This window comes from Paenibacillus sp. FSL P2-0322 (assembly GCF_037975315.1).
GTDB classification, from domain to species: Bacteria; Bacillota; Bacilli; order Paenibacillales; family Paenibacillaceae; genus Paenibacillus; species Paenibacillus polymyxa_B.
In genome coordinates this window covers 3,578,572-3,593,224 of the sequence record NZ_CP150243.1, presented here as the reverse complement: position 1 = coordinate 3,593,224, position 14,653 = coordinate 3,578,572, and the positions used below count along the sequence as shown (strand labels likewise).

General features: G+C 46.6%; 17 protein-coding genes. 15 read left to right on the top strand and 2 right to left on the bottom strand.

Annotated elements, in window-relative coordinates; translation table 11 throughout:
• Window positions 1-56 precede the first annotated feature (56 nt).
• Window positions 57-1,190: a tripeptidase T gene (locus tag MKY24_RS15760; protein ID WP_023989225.1), complete on the top strand. Its 1,134-nt coding sequence runs from the start codon at window positions 57-59 to the stop codon at window positions 1,188-1,190.
• 71 nt (window positions 1,191-1,261) lie between these two features.
• On the opposite strand, the gene mciZ is transcribed toward MKY24_RS15760, so the two are convergent.
• Entirely contained in the window at window positions 1,262-1,405 is a 144-nt protein-coding gene (gene mciZ, locus MKY24_RS15755; RefSeq protein ID WP_076159536.1) for a Z-ring formation inhibitor MciZ, read from the bottom strand.
• 125 nt (window positions 1,406-1,530) lie between these two features.
• Between mciZ and MKY24_RS15750 the strand changes: the two genes are divergently transcribed.
• From MKY24_RS15750 to MKY24_RS15720, 7 genes are all read left to right on the top strand, one after another.
• Window positions 1,531-2,142: an NUDIX hydrolase gene (locus MKY24_RS15750; RefSeq protein WP_076264831.1), complete on the top strand. Its 612-nt coding sequence runs from the start codon at window positions 1,531-1,533 to the stop codon at window positions 2,140-2,142.
• A 4-nt stretch (window positions 2,143-2,146) separates the two neighbouring features.
• A complete protein-coding gene (locus tag MKY24_RS15745; RefSeq protein ID WP_339200298.1) occupies window positions 2,147-3,343 on the top strand; it encodes an endonuclease Q family protein in 1,197 nt (398 codons plus the stop codon).
• Window positions 3,344-3,531: 188 nt separating this feature from the next.
• The gene (spoIIM, locus tag MKY24_RS15740) at window positions 3,532-4,185 is read left to right on the top strand and encodes a stage II sporulation protein M (protein WP_023989222.1); all 654 of its coding nucleotides are present in this window, start codon (window positions 3,532-3,534) and stop codon (window positions 4,183-4,185) included.
• A gap of 99 nt (window positions 4,186-4,284) precedes the next feature.
• Window positions 4,285-4,782 (top strand): Fur family transcriptional regulator, encoded by a 498-nt coding sequence (locus MKY24_RS15735; protein WP_023989221.1) that lies wholly within the window; start codon window positions 4,285-4,287, stop codon window positions 4,780-4,782.
• Between the two features lie 166 nt (window positions 4,783-4,948).
• Window positions 4,949-5,191, top strand: coding sequence for a YqzK family protein (locus tag MKY24_RS15730; protein ID WP_023989220.1), 243 nt, complete (start codon window positions 4,949-4,951; stop codon window positions 5,189-5,191).
• 102 nt (window positions 5,192-5,293) lie between these two features.
• On the top strand, window positions 5,294-6,238 hold the full coding sequence (gene xerD, locus MKY24_RS15725; protein ID WP_053325686.1) for a site-specific tyrosine recombinase XerD: 945 nt from the start codon (window positions 5,294-5,296) through the stop codon (window positions 6,236-6,238).
• A 72-nt stretch (window positions 6,239-6,310) separates the two neighbouring features.
• Window positions 6,311-7,135 (top strand): purine-nucleoside phosphorylase, encoded by an 825-nt coding sequence (locus MKY24_RS15720; protein WP_023989218.1) that lies wholly within the window; start codon window positions 6,311-6,313, stop codon window positions 7,133-7,135.
• A gap of 123 nt (window positions 7,136-7,258) precedes the next feature.
• On the opposite strand, the gene MKY24_RS15715 is transcribed toward MKY24_RS15720, so the two are convergent.
• Window positions 7,259-8,470, bottom strand: a complete 1,212-nt coding sequence (locus MKY24_RS15715) for an O-antigen ligase family protein (RefSeq protein ID WP_076264833.1) — start codon at window positions 8,468-8,470, stop codon at window positions 7,259-7,261.
• 205 nt (window positions 8,471-8,675) lie between these two features.
• On the opposite strand from MKY24_RS15715, the gene MKY24_RS15710 reads away from it, so the two are divergent.
• The 7 genes from MKY24_RS15710 (at window position 8,676) to MKY24_RS15680 (ending at window position 14,643) form a co-directional block, all read left to right on the top strand.
• Window positions 8,676-10,319 (top strand): glycosyl hydrolase family 28-related protein, encoded by a 1,644-nt coding sequence (locus MKY24_RS15710; RefSeq protein WP_076264834.1) that lies wholly within the window; start codon window positions 8,676-8,678, stop codon window positions 10,317-10,319.
• 212 nt (window positions 10,320-10,531) lie between these two features.
• Window positions 10,532-11,725, top strand: a complete 1,194-nt coding sequence (locus MKY24_RS15705) for a D-alanyl-D-alanine carboxypeptidase family protein (RefSeq protein WP_068941575.1) — start codon at window positions 10,532-10,534, stop codon at window positions 11,723-11,725.
• A 96-nt stretch (window positions 11,726-11,821) separates the two neighbouring features.
• On the top strand, window positions 11,822-12,175 hold the full coding sequence (gene spoIIAA / locus MKY24_RS15700; protein WP_013310782.1) for an anti-sigma F factor antagonist: 354 nt from the start codon (window positions 11,822-11,824) through the stop codon (window positions 12,173-12,175).
• Entirely contained in the window at window positions 12,172-12,627 is a 456-nt protein-coding gene (gene spoIIAB, locus MKY24_RS15695; RefSeq protein WP_023989214.1) for an anti-sigma F factor, read from the top strand. The genes spoIIAA and spoIIAB overlap by 4 nt, the downstream gene beginning before the upstream one ends.
• An 11-nt stretch (window positions 12,628-12,638) precedes the next feature.
• Window positions 12,639-13,394 carry an RNA polymerase sporulation sigma factor SigF gene (gene sigF / locus MKY24_RS15690; RefSeq protein WP_023989213.1) on the top strand — a complete coding sequence of 252 codons (756 nt, stop codon included), beginning with the start codon at window positions 12,639-12,641 and terminating at the stop codon, window positions 13,392-13,394.
• Between the two features lie 176 nt (window positions 13,395-13,570).
• A complete protein-coding gene (locus MKY24_RS15685; RefSeq protein WP_053325683.1) occupies window positions 13,571-14,224 on the top strand; it encodes a stage V sporulation protein AA in 654 nt (217 codons plus the stop codon).
• Window positions 14,221-14,643: a stage V sporulation protein AB gene (locus tag MKY24_RS15680; protein ID WP_023989211.1), complete on the top strand. Its 423-nt coding sequence runs from the start codon at window positions 14,221-14,223 to the stop codon at window positions 14,641-14,643. The genes MKY24_RS15685 and MKY24_RS15680 overlap by 4 nt, the downstream gene beginning before the upstream one ends.
• Window positions 14,644-14,653: the final 10 nt, after the last annotated feature.

The window sequence follows — 14,653 nt, the reverse complement described above, 5'->3', positions numbered from 1 at the left end:
ATAGATAAGAACATCTATCCGTATTGTAGCGTAATCGGGAAAGAGAGGAAAGTTTAATGACAGTAAAAGTAGTAAAAGACCGAATTGTACAGGAATTTATGGAACTCGTACAGGTGGATAGTGAAACGAAAAATGAGCAGGAAATATCACGTGTTCTAAAAGAAAAGTTTAATGCACTCGGGCTGGAAGTAATGGAAGACGATTCTCGTGAAAGAACCGGACATGGTTCAGGCAATCTGATCGTCACCTGGAAAGCGGAAGGTGTGGAGCAAGCACCCAAATTATTTTTTACCTGCCATATGGATACCGTTACTCCGGGTAAAGGCATTAAGCCACAGTTGGGTGAGGATGGCTGGATTCGTAGTGACGGTTCAACGATTCTGGGTTCTGACGACAAGGCGGGAATTGCTGCTTTGTTCGAGGCGATTCGTGTCGTGCGCGAGCAGAATATTCCCCATGGTCAAATCCAGTTCGTGATTACGGCTGGCGAGGAATCTGGTTTGATGGGTGCACGGGCGATGAAGCCAGAAGTGCTAGATTCTGATTTCGGATATGCTTTGGATTCGAATGGTGAAGTTGGCTCTATTTGTATAGCTGCCCCAACGCAGGCACGTATTGAAATGAAGATAACTGGGAAGTCCGCTCATGCGGGGGTAAATCCAGAAGATGGCATTAGTGCCATTCAGGTCGCTTCTAAAGCCATTTCTAAAATGAAACTAGGACGGATTGATAAGGAAACGACCGCTAACATCGGCAGTTTCGAGGGCGGCGGCGCGACGAATGTGGTATGCGATTTTGTATTGATCCGTGCAGAGGCACGTAGTATTGTGCAGGAAAAGGTTAATCATCAAATCCAGCATATGCGTGAAGCGCTGGAAACCACCACACGCGAATTTGGTGCACAGGGAGAGTTCCGCAGTGAAGTCATCTATCCGGCATTCAGCTTTACGGAGCATGACGAAGTTGTACAGGTTGCACAGCGTGCAATTCAAGGACTGGGACTGGCAACGCCGACCTTCCATTCCGGTGGTGGCTCAGATGCTAATGTATTCAACGGGCTTGGAATTCCAACGGTGAATTTGGCTGTGGGCTACCAGAACATCCATACAACAGAGGAAAAAATCAAGGCTGATGACCTGGTGAAGGTTGCTGAAGTTGTCATAGCTCTGATTCAAGAAACCACAAAATAAACTTGTATCATACACTTGCAACATACTGAAAAAAGGTTCAGGTTAAAGACAGGAACAGCGTTCCTTCGTCTTTAGACCTGAACCTTTTTTGGAACAGCTAGCGAAGCGATGGTGGCGGTAGGTCCGTGTTCCTTTTGCCACTGACGCAAGAGTGCTTGAATCTGCCAGGCTTTACCAACGATATGGAGGGTGCTTTCAGTACGGTAGCTTTTCATTTCTGCATCTCCTCATGACAGGAAGTTTGTTATCCTACCACCAGCATATGTACAAAGTGGACAAGTTAGACTAACTTTGGTGATAATTAATAAAGAAAGATAGATATGAAGGAGGAAACTTACCGATGAACGAGCAAACGAACGGACAATTGAACAATCCAACAAACGATGCACATTGCAAGCCTTATTCCAATCCTGCGCTGGAGGAAAAGACCGTGTCCACACAGCCTATTTTTGAGGGAAAGGTCATTACATTACAGGTAGACACGGTAGAGCTTCCCGACGGCTCCACTGGAAAGCGTGAGATCGTAAAGCATCCAGGTGCGGTGGCTGTTTTGGCTCTACATGAAGGGAAAATGCTGGTCGTGGACCAGTACAGACAGGCGATGGGGCGCTGTGAGGTAGAAATTCCTGCAGGTAAGCTAGAGCGGGGTGAAGACCCGATGGAAGCAGCGGGGCGTGAGCTGAGAGAAGAGACAGGTTATACTGCCAAGTCGTTGAAGCTGCTACACTCCTTTTATACCTCTCCTGGCTTTGCGGATGAAATCATCCATCTGTATGTGGCCGAAGAACTGGAGTTAGGTGAGATGGAACCGGATGAGGATGAATTTCTGGAGTTGTTTGAGGTGACGCTGGAAGAAGCACAGACGCTCATTCGTGAAGGACGGATTAGTGATGCCAAAACGATTCTGGCCGTCTATGCGTGGCAACACCGCCAACATACAGGGAGCTTCTAAGCGGATGGATGAAAATATAGTAGAACTTAACGACTACTTTGCAGACTTGCATATTCATATTGGCAGAACAGAGAAGGGAAATCCGGTCAAAATTAGTGGCAGCCGCGATCTGACCTTTGCCAACATAGCTAAGGAAGCCTCCGGTCGTAAAGGAATTGGGCTGATCGGTATCATTGACTGCCATGCACCTAATGTACAGGAGGATATTCGTACCTATTTACATACGGGTGAAATGAAGGAAATCAGCGGCGGCGGTATCGTTTACCGGGATACGGTTATTCTCCTTGGCACGGAGCTGGAAATACGTGCTGAAGGTCGCCCTGAGGCGCACGTACTGGCCTATTTTCCAGATCTGGCGGCGATGGAGGATTTTACCCAATGGCTGGCCCGGCATATGAAAAATGTTAATCTTAGCTCACAACGAATCTATGCGCCGCCACGCGAGTTGCAGCAGCAAATTTACGGACGTGGAGGCATTATGGTGCCTGCGCACGTGTTTACTCCTCATAAGGGCATATACGGCAGCTCAGCGGCCCGTATGGAGGAATTGCTGGATATGGAGCTCGTTAGCGGGGTGGAGCTGGGGCTGAGCGCAGATTCATCTATGGCCGGTTTGATTTCGGAACTGGATCGCTTCAGCTTTCTCACGAATTCAGATGCCCATTCACTTGGGAAAATAGGACGAGAATACAACAAATTATCACTGGCAAAGCCGTGTTTTGATGAATTCAGAATGGCTTTGGAGCGGCGGGAAGGACGACGGGTGCGTGCCAACTACGGATTAAATCCGAAACTGGGCAAATACCATCGTTCTTACTGTCAAAGCTGCGGTACGATTATTGACGAGCAACAGATGGCGGATGAACGTTGTCCTGACTGTGGTCATACCAAGCTGGTGCGAGGTGTGCTGGATCGAATATGGAGCATTGCCGACCGTGAACAGTCCATGATTCCTTCCCATCGTCCGCCATACATTTACCAGATTCCACTGGAGTTTATTCCAGGTCTGGGCAAAGCCAAGCTGAACCAGCTATTGGTTGCATTTGGAACAGAAATGAATATTTTACATGAGGTTACGCAGGAGGAGTTAGCAGCAGTCGTCGGAAAAGTGCTAGCAGAGCAAATTGTGCTTTCACGCGAGGGGAGACTGTCGCTTGTATCCGGTGGTGGTGGAACATACGGCAAAATAGCTAAGTCCTAGTAAAGTCTTGTCCCTCTAAAGGCATATCAGCGTCTGCTTGTTCATAACCATAAATTATCTATGCCGCTGGCTTGGCACATCATTCGTGATGCTTGATCTGCAGTGAAAGCTGCCCCATTTCTAGCCATCAGCCGTCGGATTACGGTTGTTTTTTGGACAAACAAGCAGATGAAAGGGGCAGGACGCCGATGCAATGGTTTCGTCATACGTTAAAAGATCAGACGCCGTATTATGTTTTCTTGGCTGTGCTGTTTCTGGTGGGAGTCGTCTTTGGCGCACTTATGGTAAACGCACTCTCGCTGGAGCAGTTACAGGATTTGTCCCGTTACCTGAAGGATTTTTTTGTAACAGTCAATCAAAACGAACAGGGCTTCGCTGATTCGCAGGCGGCTTCGACCTTTTGGGATAGCGTATCTTTACATCTGAAATGGGTCGGCCTAATTTGGGTGTGTGGCCTTTCGGTTATTGGTCTACCGGGCATTCTTGTATTGAATTTCCTCAAGGGTGTGCTAATCGGATTTTCAGTAGGTTATATGGTGGGGCAATATTCGTGGAAAGGACTGCTATTTTCTTTGGTTTCAGTTGCTCCCCATAACCTGCTCGTCATTCCGGTACTGCTCGTCTGCAGCGTGGCTGCGATGACTTTTTCCATCCATATGATCAAAACCAAAATACTCGCTACCCGGCCGTCAGACGGGATGCTGCGTCCGTTGCTGTCTTATGCAGGATTGACTGCTGTGATGATGGTGCTTCTTATCGGTAGCGCGTCCTTTGAAACTTGGATCACCCCGGTTATGATGCAATGGGTCACTCCTATGCTGACAGCTTCCGTATCATCTTGATCCGTTTCAAAATGTTTGACTTTATTTGTATAGACCCCCTATAATAATAGGAGTGAAAAAAGTGCAGTAGGCAGTAGCTTTGCAGGGGGAGGGAGACACATGGAAGCACGGATCGAAAAAATTAAGCAGCAGCTGCAATCCCAGGGCTACAAACTAACGCCTCAGCGGGAAGCCACCGTCAGAGTTTTACTTGAGAACGAAGATGATCATCTGAGTGCGGAAGATGTATTTATGCTCGTCAAAGAGAAAGCTCCCGAAATCGGTCTGGCAACCGTATACCGTACCCTAGAACTGCTAAGTGAACTGCATGTCGTGGAGAAAATTAATTTTGGTGATGGCGTTGCGCGTTATGATTTGCGCGGCGATACAACCAAACATCACCATCACCATTTGATATGTGTGCAGTGTGGCAGTGTAGATGAAATACTGGAAGATTGGCTTGGACCATTGGAGGAGCGTCTGGAACGGGAATATAATTTTACCGTAGTGGATCATCGTTTGGACTTCCACGGTATCTGTTATCGTTGTAAGGCGAAGAACGATACGACGGCTCAGAAATCTTTGGGCAAATCCAGAAAACACAAATCTCAGGACTAAAAGCTGACTACCCAAGCTCTCACCGACGAAGATGCGTTCGGGAGAGCTTTTTTGGTTAGGAATCTGTTGTTCGAGATTAAGTGGTATAAAAAGGAATAGCTTGTCATACCCTTCCATAGAGAGTCCTAATAGGGACTATATTCTGAGGAAAAGGCGGCTGATCCACATGGTACTATCGTTGCGGAGAGGACTAAAATGGCTGCGTTTGGTAATATTGTTCGGAGTGCTGGCATGTATGTTCTTTTATAGCCTCAGGCTGTTTACAGATTGGATAACACCTGTAGATCATTACCGAATACCGGAAGGACATGCAGTTAAGGTATTTGGCGGGCAAAAAGTAAATGAAGGGTCCGAGCATCGAATAGCAGTGTTGGAACGTTTACGTTTCTTTTACTGGTATGGTGAATAGTCTAAGTAATCGGTCTTGATGAGCTTATGATATGAACGCACACGAAGAAGCAGACGCTGAGACTGAACCGTTGTATGCAGAACAAGGAGACTTTTGGAACTCATGAAAATGTACATTCAACCTTTCGTTCAATATATGGAAGAGGAAAAAGGTTTGTCGCACAGCACATTGGAAGCGTATCAACGGGACGTACAGCAGTTTGCCGAGTTCGCAGAAAGCTGTGGTATTGAGCAGCCGGATAACGTCCAACGGTCACATCTGGTACTGTATTTGGGCCGTTTGAAGGAACAGGGAAAAGCTGCGGCGACGATATCACGTAGCGTCGCCTCCATTCGCTCCTTTTTTCATTTTCTTATTCGGGAGGGAATTACGATCCATGATCCGTCCGTTCTGCTGGAGCTGCCCAAAGCGACTAAAAAGAAGCCCTCGGTGCTAACGCAGGATGAGATAGAGCGTTTGCTGGACGCGCCGGATGTGACTGCCCCGCAAGGGGTGCGAGACAAGGCGATGCTGGAGTTGCTGTATGCGACGGGCATTCGTGTATCGGAGCTGATTGCCCTAAACGTGCGTGATGTCCGCACCGATCTGCGCTTTGTGCACTGTGGCGGCGAGGCAGGCAAGGAGCGTGTTGTACCTATCAGCCGTGAGGCATCACAGTGGGCACAAGCCTACATGGACGAGCAGCGTCTATTATTGCTGAGATCCGGGCAGGGTGAAGAAGCTCAGGTAGAGCAGGAAGCCATGTTCCTGAACGTATCTGGTCAGCGTCTCAGTAGACAGGGCTTCTGGAAAATGATTAAGAAGTACGGCCAGGAAGCAGGCATAAGCGAGGATATCACGCCCCACACGTTGCGGCATTCCTTTGCGGTACATATGCTGGAGGGCGGAGCGGACTTACGCTCTGTACAGGAAATGCTGGGTCATGCTGATCTGTCAACGACGCAGGTATATGCGCAGACGGCCAGACGGAATATGAAGGAAGTATATGAAAAGCATCACCCGCACGGCGGCAACCGCACTTCTCATGAAAGCAAAGATCGAACGTAACGATACTTTGCTTTCATAGAAAATGTGATAATGACTATAACTTTACGATTGTACAAGTCAGGAGAGATATTAATGTCAACAGCCAACCAATCTACAATTCAGGAAGCAGCAGATTATATCCGTGCCAAGAGCGGAATACGTCCAGAGATTGGTCTTATTCTGGGATCAGGTCTCGGTATTCTGGCCGATTTAATTCAGGATGGAATTAGTATTCCTTATCAGGATATTCCCCATTTTCCTGTATCGACGGTAGAAGGTCACGAGGGAGAATTACTGTTAGGCACGATTGAAGGTCGCGCTGTCGTCATGATGAAAGGGCGCTTTCATATGTATGAGGGATATGGCCCGCAGCTGACGGCTTTCCCAGTTCGGGTGATGAAGCAATTGGGGATTCAAAGTCTGCTGGTGACGAATGCAGCAGGTGGTGTAAACACTTCCTACGAAGCAGGCGATCTGATGGTCATCTCGGATCATCTTAATCTGACAGGACAAAATCCATTGATCGGACCGAACGATGCTGGTCTAGGCGTTCGTTTTCCAGACATGTCGGAGGCGTACAGCCGCCGCTTGCGTGAAATTGCCAAGCAAACGGCTAACCAACAGGGCTTCAGTCTGCAGGAAGGTGTATATGCTGGATTGCTGGGGCCTAACTATGAAACGCCTGCTGAAATCGTTATGCTGCGTACACTGGGTGCAGATGCGGTGGGTATGTCGACCGTATCTGAGGTTATTGTAGCCCGTCATGCAGGTATTGAGGTACTGGGCTTCTCCTGTATCACGAATATGGCCGCAGGCATTCTGGATCAGCCTTTGTCCCATGGTGAAGTGATGGAGACGGCAGAGAAAGTACGTGAGCAATTTTTAAAACTTGTGCTAGCGATTATTCCACAAATGTAGATTGGGGATCATGTTCAACCGAAGCGGTGGACATATATCCCAAGAACCCCATATCCGATCGCCTTTTGATGGCGTGGGTATGGGGTTCTTTTTTCCATCAGCGGTTGAGCTGAGTATGATCTCCTAATGAAGAGGGGGTGTGCTCAATGCAGTTGAATTCGCTTTTTCTGCTACAGCCAGTTTATGTCGTTCTTGCACCTTGATCACAATAACCATAAAAATGATCCAGTAAATGGCTAGCGAGTTCAGGAAACGGCTGTCCGTTATATTGTTCAATACAATAAATAGGAAAAAAACCACTGCCGTCAGCCATGTATACATATCTGCTTTGCCAATTCTGAATTTAAATAAAGTTGTTATGGCGAGTGTAATTGTTGCCAGTAGTCCTGTAAGGCCCACATCGATCCACAGATCACGGAAACCGCTATGGCTGCTTGTCAGATCAAATCGGATGCCGTTCGCATAGATACTGGGTCGGGCTGCCCAGTAGGAGCCGTAACCATGTCCGAACCAGTAATGGCTCTGAATAGCACCACCAATCCCCTGCCAGATTTCCGTTCTTCCAGTTAAGGTCGTTGTTTTTCCGAATTCCGACGCAATCGCATCTCCATAAGTAAAGGTGAGTACCAAACCCAAAAGAACGAGCAAGCAGGAACAGCTAATGAAGAAACCGCGCAACGCAATGCTTCGGATTCTCTTGAATAGCAGTATAAACAATATAAATACGAAGAGCGAAGATGTAAGTACCAAAGAGGTGGTAGATTGACACTCGATGAGCAATAGGGCATTGAGTAAGATAAAGCCAATATGCAAAACTTTACGTTTACCCCTGAAAAAATAAATGACATGTGAAACAAAACTTAACAGAGAGACAGTTCCAAGTGTATTTTTATGACCAGAGATGCCCTTCCATAGCCCAGTATGTTCTACTCCACCATGAATGGCAAAGGAGGGAACGAGCAAAACGGCGAGTAGATTGAGTATGCTCAAAATACTTAACGTAACGACTAAGAGGCGAATGCAGCCCTGAGTTGTATAATGGGTGACCAAATAGAGCCCAAAGGTAGAGAAGGCAAGGAATTTGAGAACCATCAGCAAGGAAGAGGTCTGCTCTTGTTCAGCCCATAAGCAGGAGGCAGCGATGTACAGCGTGAGTAGAGTCAGTAACGGATTGTCGGCTAAGGTTGCGATCAATGACTTGAGTGAAGGTAGTAGCATGGTATAGCTGAACAACAGGATAAGCACGGAAATCGTGATAACTCTGGGGGACAAACCCTGACAAGCATAAGGAATCGAAAAAGCCAGTAAACCAGCTACTGTAAGTACATGTTTCACGATTTCACCACCTGGATACATTATGTATCTATAATATACAAAACGTATCTTCTTGTACAATAATAATAAAATATTTATTTTCATTTTTCTCAAGCCTAGAGCAAGCCCTCTTGTGCATATACTCAGTCCATGCTAAGAAAATGAAGAATTCTTCAACTTGGTCAAAAAAGGAAATTTTTACGTTTTTAAACATGGGGGTGTTCGGGTGGCGGATCATTTTACAGACCGTTTGAAGTTGAATTTGAGTGGTACGGGCAAAGAGTTAACGCCGCAGCAATTAAATGAAAATTTTAAAACCATTGAAAAAGAATTCATTGAACGAAGTGTAAACGTAAGCTGGTTTGGAGCTGCTGGTGATGGTATTCAGGATGACACGGCAGCTTTACAGGAATTGATTAATAAGACCCCCGATTATTCCATTCTTCACATCCCCAGTGGACGATACAAAATAACCTCTACCTTACAGATTCGCAAGCAGGGTGTGCGCATTTTTGGCATTCATAAGGGCAGATACCGACAAGGCAAAGGTGTTACGTCGATTGAATATTATGGTACGGGTCCTTGTTTTCAAATTGGAGATGAAAGTCTACCATCGTTTAGCGGATATCAAAATGTGCAGTTTCATGACTTATCGATCCGGTACGAGGGGGCTGACATAGGCACATTAAATAATCCGTTTTCGCAGTCAGTGAAGCGTGGATATTATGGCAAAGGTACTTTGGGTATTCAGGATTGGAAGGGTGGCGGAGTTGTCCTGGATAACGTCCTAATTGAGCATTTTGAAACGGCTTTTTGGGGCTATGAAAGTGATGTGAATTTATTTAAATGCACGGAGATTAATTACAATAAAACAGGGATTCACTTGCAGAACAGAAGTTCACAGTTTACTAGCATAGCGCTTTTTACATTGGGGAACGATACGGCATTGGATCTGAATAGCTCCAATGGGGCCAGATTTTTGGCTAGCCAGCACATTAAGGATGGAAGCTCCAATGATATTCCCATTCTAATTAATGATTTTATGAACGCTGAATTTATAGGTTGCTGGTTTGAGGGACTAAGCAGAGAGCATAAGATGACAGTGCCTTCTTTTATTCAAATTGGTGCTACCAAAGAAACAAAAAATGTGGCCTTGCGTGACTCCATTTTAGCGATAGCGGACAAATTCGATGACACCCAATCCGTATGTAACTATTTTGTGGATGTGGTCATTGGCAAAAAAGTTTTGGTGGACGAGGTGGGAGGGTATCCCCGTAATCTAAAGCAGCTTATTTCTTTCTCTGGTAGCTCTTCCACACAGCAGGTGACACTTCGCTCACATTTGGATTTTAGCTATAGCAATAATCGTTATGACGAGAATAATGGGACAGGGCAGGCTTTGCTGCTTGTCGAGAAATACTCAAACAACGGGATTGAGCATTTGGACGAAACCTTTGTTAAAGCCTACCTGGGAGCAAGGCAAAATCTTCCCGCAGGTAGCTGGCAGAAGGTGAAGTTTAATCAAATCAACCATGATGAGCTGATCGAATTCGATGCGGTGAATAGCCGATGGCGAGCCAAGCGAGCTGGGAAATACAGAATACAAGTCTACATTTCGACCGATCCTCAAGTGGATGGCAATCGTACACGGCTTGCACTTCATCTGAATGATGAGCAGCTTGCCGGGAGTTCCGCCTATGCTTATCTCGATGATAGGGTAATTGGCGGACTGAACTATAGTGCATTGAGTGGAGCAATGGAACTTAGACTGGAAGCGAATTCTTTTATTGATATACGGGTGTTCAGTCAAAATACGATGGATATTCTACCCGGTGGAGGAATCACATATCTCACTATAAGCCGAATTTAAACAATTATTTCACAGACGATAGATGTTCTGTCATTTATATATTGGAATATGCGCACCATGCTGAGTCAGCTTGGTGCTATTTGATGTTTTTATTCATATGGAATATTTTTCTTTCATTCTGACGACAATGGTTAGCAGCACGCGAATAGGCCGGAGGGGTAAGTAAATGGGCTCCGGTGCTTTACGCCAATATGTTGAGGAGGGAACCGATTGTGAAGAAAAAAGTGGTGGCGTTCATCCTGGCTTGTCTGGTAGCCTTGACTGCCGTCCCTGTCGGCGGTTGGGCCGAAGAAAGCAGACCTGAAAGCAAACCCAAAGAGGGATCAGCGGCTGAGCTGGCTCCCGAGGCTCTCTCGGCGATCCTGATGGATGCAGATACGGGCACAGTCATCTATGAAAAAAACAGTCGTGAAAAGCTTCCTCCAGCGAGCATCACCAAGATTATGACGATGTTGCTGACAATGGAGGCTATTCAAGATGGCAAGCTCAAGCTGACCGATAAAGTTCGGGCCAGCGAATATGCGTCTTCAATGGGAGGCTCGCAAATTTTCTTGGAGCCCGGTGAAGAAATGACGGTCGATGAGATGCTGAAGGGAATTGCAATGGCTTCCGGCAACGACGCCTCTGTGGCGATGGCTGAGAAAATTGCAGGATCTGAACAGGCTTTTGTCGAGATGATGAATGCGAAGGTGCAACAGCTCGGGCTCAAGGATACGCATTTTGCCAATTGCAACGGTTTACCCGTAGAGAATCACTATTCTTCTGCGCATGATATTGCGGTTATGAGCCGAGAGTTGTTGAAATACCCGCAAATTACGAAATATACGGGAGCCTATCAGGACTATTTGCGCAAATCCTCAGTCAAACCCTTTTGGCTGGTGAATACGAATAAGCTTGTCCGTTTCTATACTGGAGCAGACGGGCTGAAAACAGGCTATACGGCAGAAGCAAAGTTCTGTCTTTCCGCTACTGCGAAGCGTGATGGCTTGCGTGTCGTAGCTGTGGTGCTCGGGGAGCCAAATACGAAGATACGCAACAATGAAGTATCTTCCATGTTCGACTATGCATTTTCTCAATATACAATGAAATCCATATACAAGCCGGGTGAATTGCTGGGCAGCGTAAAAGTTGAAAAAGGCGTATTGCCAGAGCTGAAAATTCAGGCTGACCGTTCTTACAGTGTACTGGTGAAAAAAGGTGGCAACAAACAAACGTTGCGTCATGAATTGCAACTGGCCCCAAGCCTCAAAGCTCCTGTCCGGGCTGGTGACCCAATCGGTAAGCTGGTCGTCTATCAGGATGGACAACAGCTTAAGGAGTTTAATATCACTTCGCCTGTGGCTATCGAAAAGGCCGGATGGTGGAAATTGTTTAAACGTACCATGTCGAACCTATTTTCTTTGTAGATTTTACGGGGTTTTCTTCTAGTTTTGTCGGAGGGCAGGAATCGTCTGCGGCTACGTAGAAATCCTTGTCCAAGACCGGGAGGAGAGTGAGTAAGCATGAACCTGCAAATTGAAATGGAGCATCACCGGGGGGTACTGATTGTAAGGCTGTCTGGTGAGCTTGATCACCATACGTCGGACATGGTCCGTATGCAAATGGACGAGGCGATTCAGCGCCGGCAATGCGAGCATATTGTGCTCAGCCTGAAGAATCTTCAGTTTATGGATAGCTCCGGCCTTGGCGTTATCTTGGGACGGTACAAACTGATCAAGCAAAAGGGCGGAAAAATGGCAGTCTGTGATGTCAATCCGCCAGTACACCGACTGCTGGATATGTCAGGGCTGTTCAAAATCATGCCCATATATGACAACGAGGGAAATGCGCTCACGGAACTGGAGGTTGTGTCATGAGAGAAGGCACGGGAAACAATTTCATGAGCTTGCAGTTTGCTGCCAAATCGGAGAATGAAGCATTTGCTCGTGTGGCTGTCGCGGCCTTTATTTCCAGGCTTGATCCCACAATGGATGAGCTAAGCGATTTGAAAACCGTGGTGTCTGAAGCGGTGACAAACAGTATTATTCACGGTTATGACAGCGATCCGTCAGGTGTCGTAACGATCAAAGTCGGGATTGAAGCGGACGTGATCACGTTGGTTGTTGAGGACGCAGGGCGAGGAATTGAGGATATAGAGCTAGCCAAGCAACCTCTATATACGTCCAAACCTGAATTGGAACGCTCCGGCATGGGCTTTACGATTATGGAAAATTTCATGGATGAGTTTGAAGCAGTCAGTGAGCCGGGCGGAGGCACGTCGGTCCGGATGAAGAAAAGGATTGAATCCAAGAAAGCTTTATACAATTAGGAGTTGATCCTATGGAAGCAGGAGGAAAAAAAACTTCGCACAGCTATTTGGAGGATGCGGAAGTCAAGCGGCTTATTGCACTGAGTCAATCTGGTGATAATGAGGCTCGTGAGACACTGGTCAATAGTAATATCCGGCTCGTCTGGTCTGTCGTGCAGCGCTTTATGAACCGGGGGTATGAACCTGACGATCTTTTTCAAATTGGTTGCATCGGCTTGTTAAAATCGGTGGATAAATTCGATCTCAGCTACGAAGTCAAATTTTCAACATATGCAGTACCGATGATTATCGGTGAGATTCAACGGTTTCTGCGTGATGACGGTACACTCAAGGTTAGCCGTTCCTTGAAGGAAACGGCCAATAAGGTCCGCAAAATGAAGGACGAGCTATCCAAACGACTCAACCGCCTGCCTACAGTCAAGGAAGTTGCTGATGAGCTGGGAGTGACACCGGAGGATGTTGTTTTTGCGCAGGAGGCCAATAAGCCGCCTACTTCAATTCACGAAACGGTTTTCGAAAATGACGGTGATCCGATTACACTTATGGATCAGATTGCTGACGAATCACAGGAAAGATGGTTCGACAAGCTGGCACTCAATGAGGCCATTGGCGGACTATCTGAGCGGGAGCGGTTGATTGTGTACCTGCGCTACTACCGGGATCAGACTCAATCAGAGGTTGCAAGTCGGCTTGGTATTTCTCAGGTGCAGGTATCACGGCTGGAAAAAAAGATTTTACAACTGATCCGCGATCAGATTGCCCAATAATAACAGTCAGGATCTTAGTGACATCCTTATGCTTACGTATTACTAAAGGGTATTCCAAAGCCATTTTAATGGCAAGGGGTACTCTTTTTTGCGTGGGATAAAAGACAATACACAGAATAGGTTTCCTTGCTTCGTTCCATACTAATCGATAATTACGAGGATAAGGAGGGGATCGGATGACTCATAGTCCGGCTCCTACAGTAGCTCCTATTGTCTACTTGCGGCTCCGCAGCCGTGTCCGCATGATACAAGGGCAGGATTTACATTTGGGTGATGTAGCCCAACTGCTGACTAATCCTGAATGGGAAAAGGATTTGCTTGAGCTTGTTCTCAAGCGGCCGCAGCACCAGGACGGTAATCTGATACTGATAGACATGCTGCAGATTATAGCAAAAATTAGAGATCATATTCCGGGGGTCGTAGTTGAATCTCTCGGGAAGCCGCATGTACTTGTGGAACTTGTGGAGAAACCCCGTAAGCCGTCCAAAATACTGTTTGTTTTGGTATGGGTGCTTCTGTTTTTTGGCTCTGCGCTGACAATTATGAATTTTCATGCCGACGTTAGCATGATGGAGGTACAGGTTCGGATTGTGGAGATGATTACGGGACATAAGGATGAGCATCCGTACCTGTTTCAAATTGCTTACTCGATCGGCATCGGCTTTGGCATGATCGTTTTTTTTAATCACTTGTTCAAGAAAAATTGGAACGAGGAGCCGACGCCGCTGGAGGTGGAAATGTATCTGTATCAGGAAAATGTGGATCAGTATGTTGTGGCAGAGGAATATGAAAAGATGGCCCTTCTGCAGACAAAGGATAAGAAACCATGATATTTGTACAGGCTGCACTTCAGATTATTTTAGGTATTGCTGGGGGCCTTGCGGTGGGTAGCGGTGTAATTGCTTTTTTTATTGTGCTGGATATCATGCCGCGATTAGCACAACTTACCCGTACGTATAAAAAATCACGTGCATACGAAAAGGCAATGATTGTAGGCTCAGTACTGGGAACTGTGGTCGATTTTTGGAACATTTGCTTGCCACTACCGGGCATATTTACATGGATACCTGGGTTATTTTGCGGAGTGTTTATTGGCTTGCTCGCCGCGGCTCTAACGGAGGTATTGAATCTCCTGCCTATACTCGCCAAGCGACTCCACATGACCGTGTATATGCTCGGTCTGTTGATGGCAATGGTGCTTGGCAAGGTGACGGGTTCCTTATTTGACTGGTTTGTATACAACCGTTAACAACGAAAGC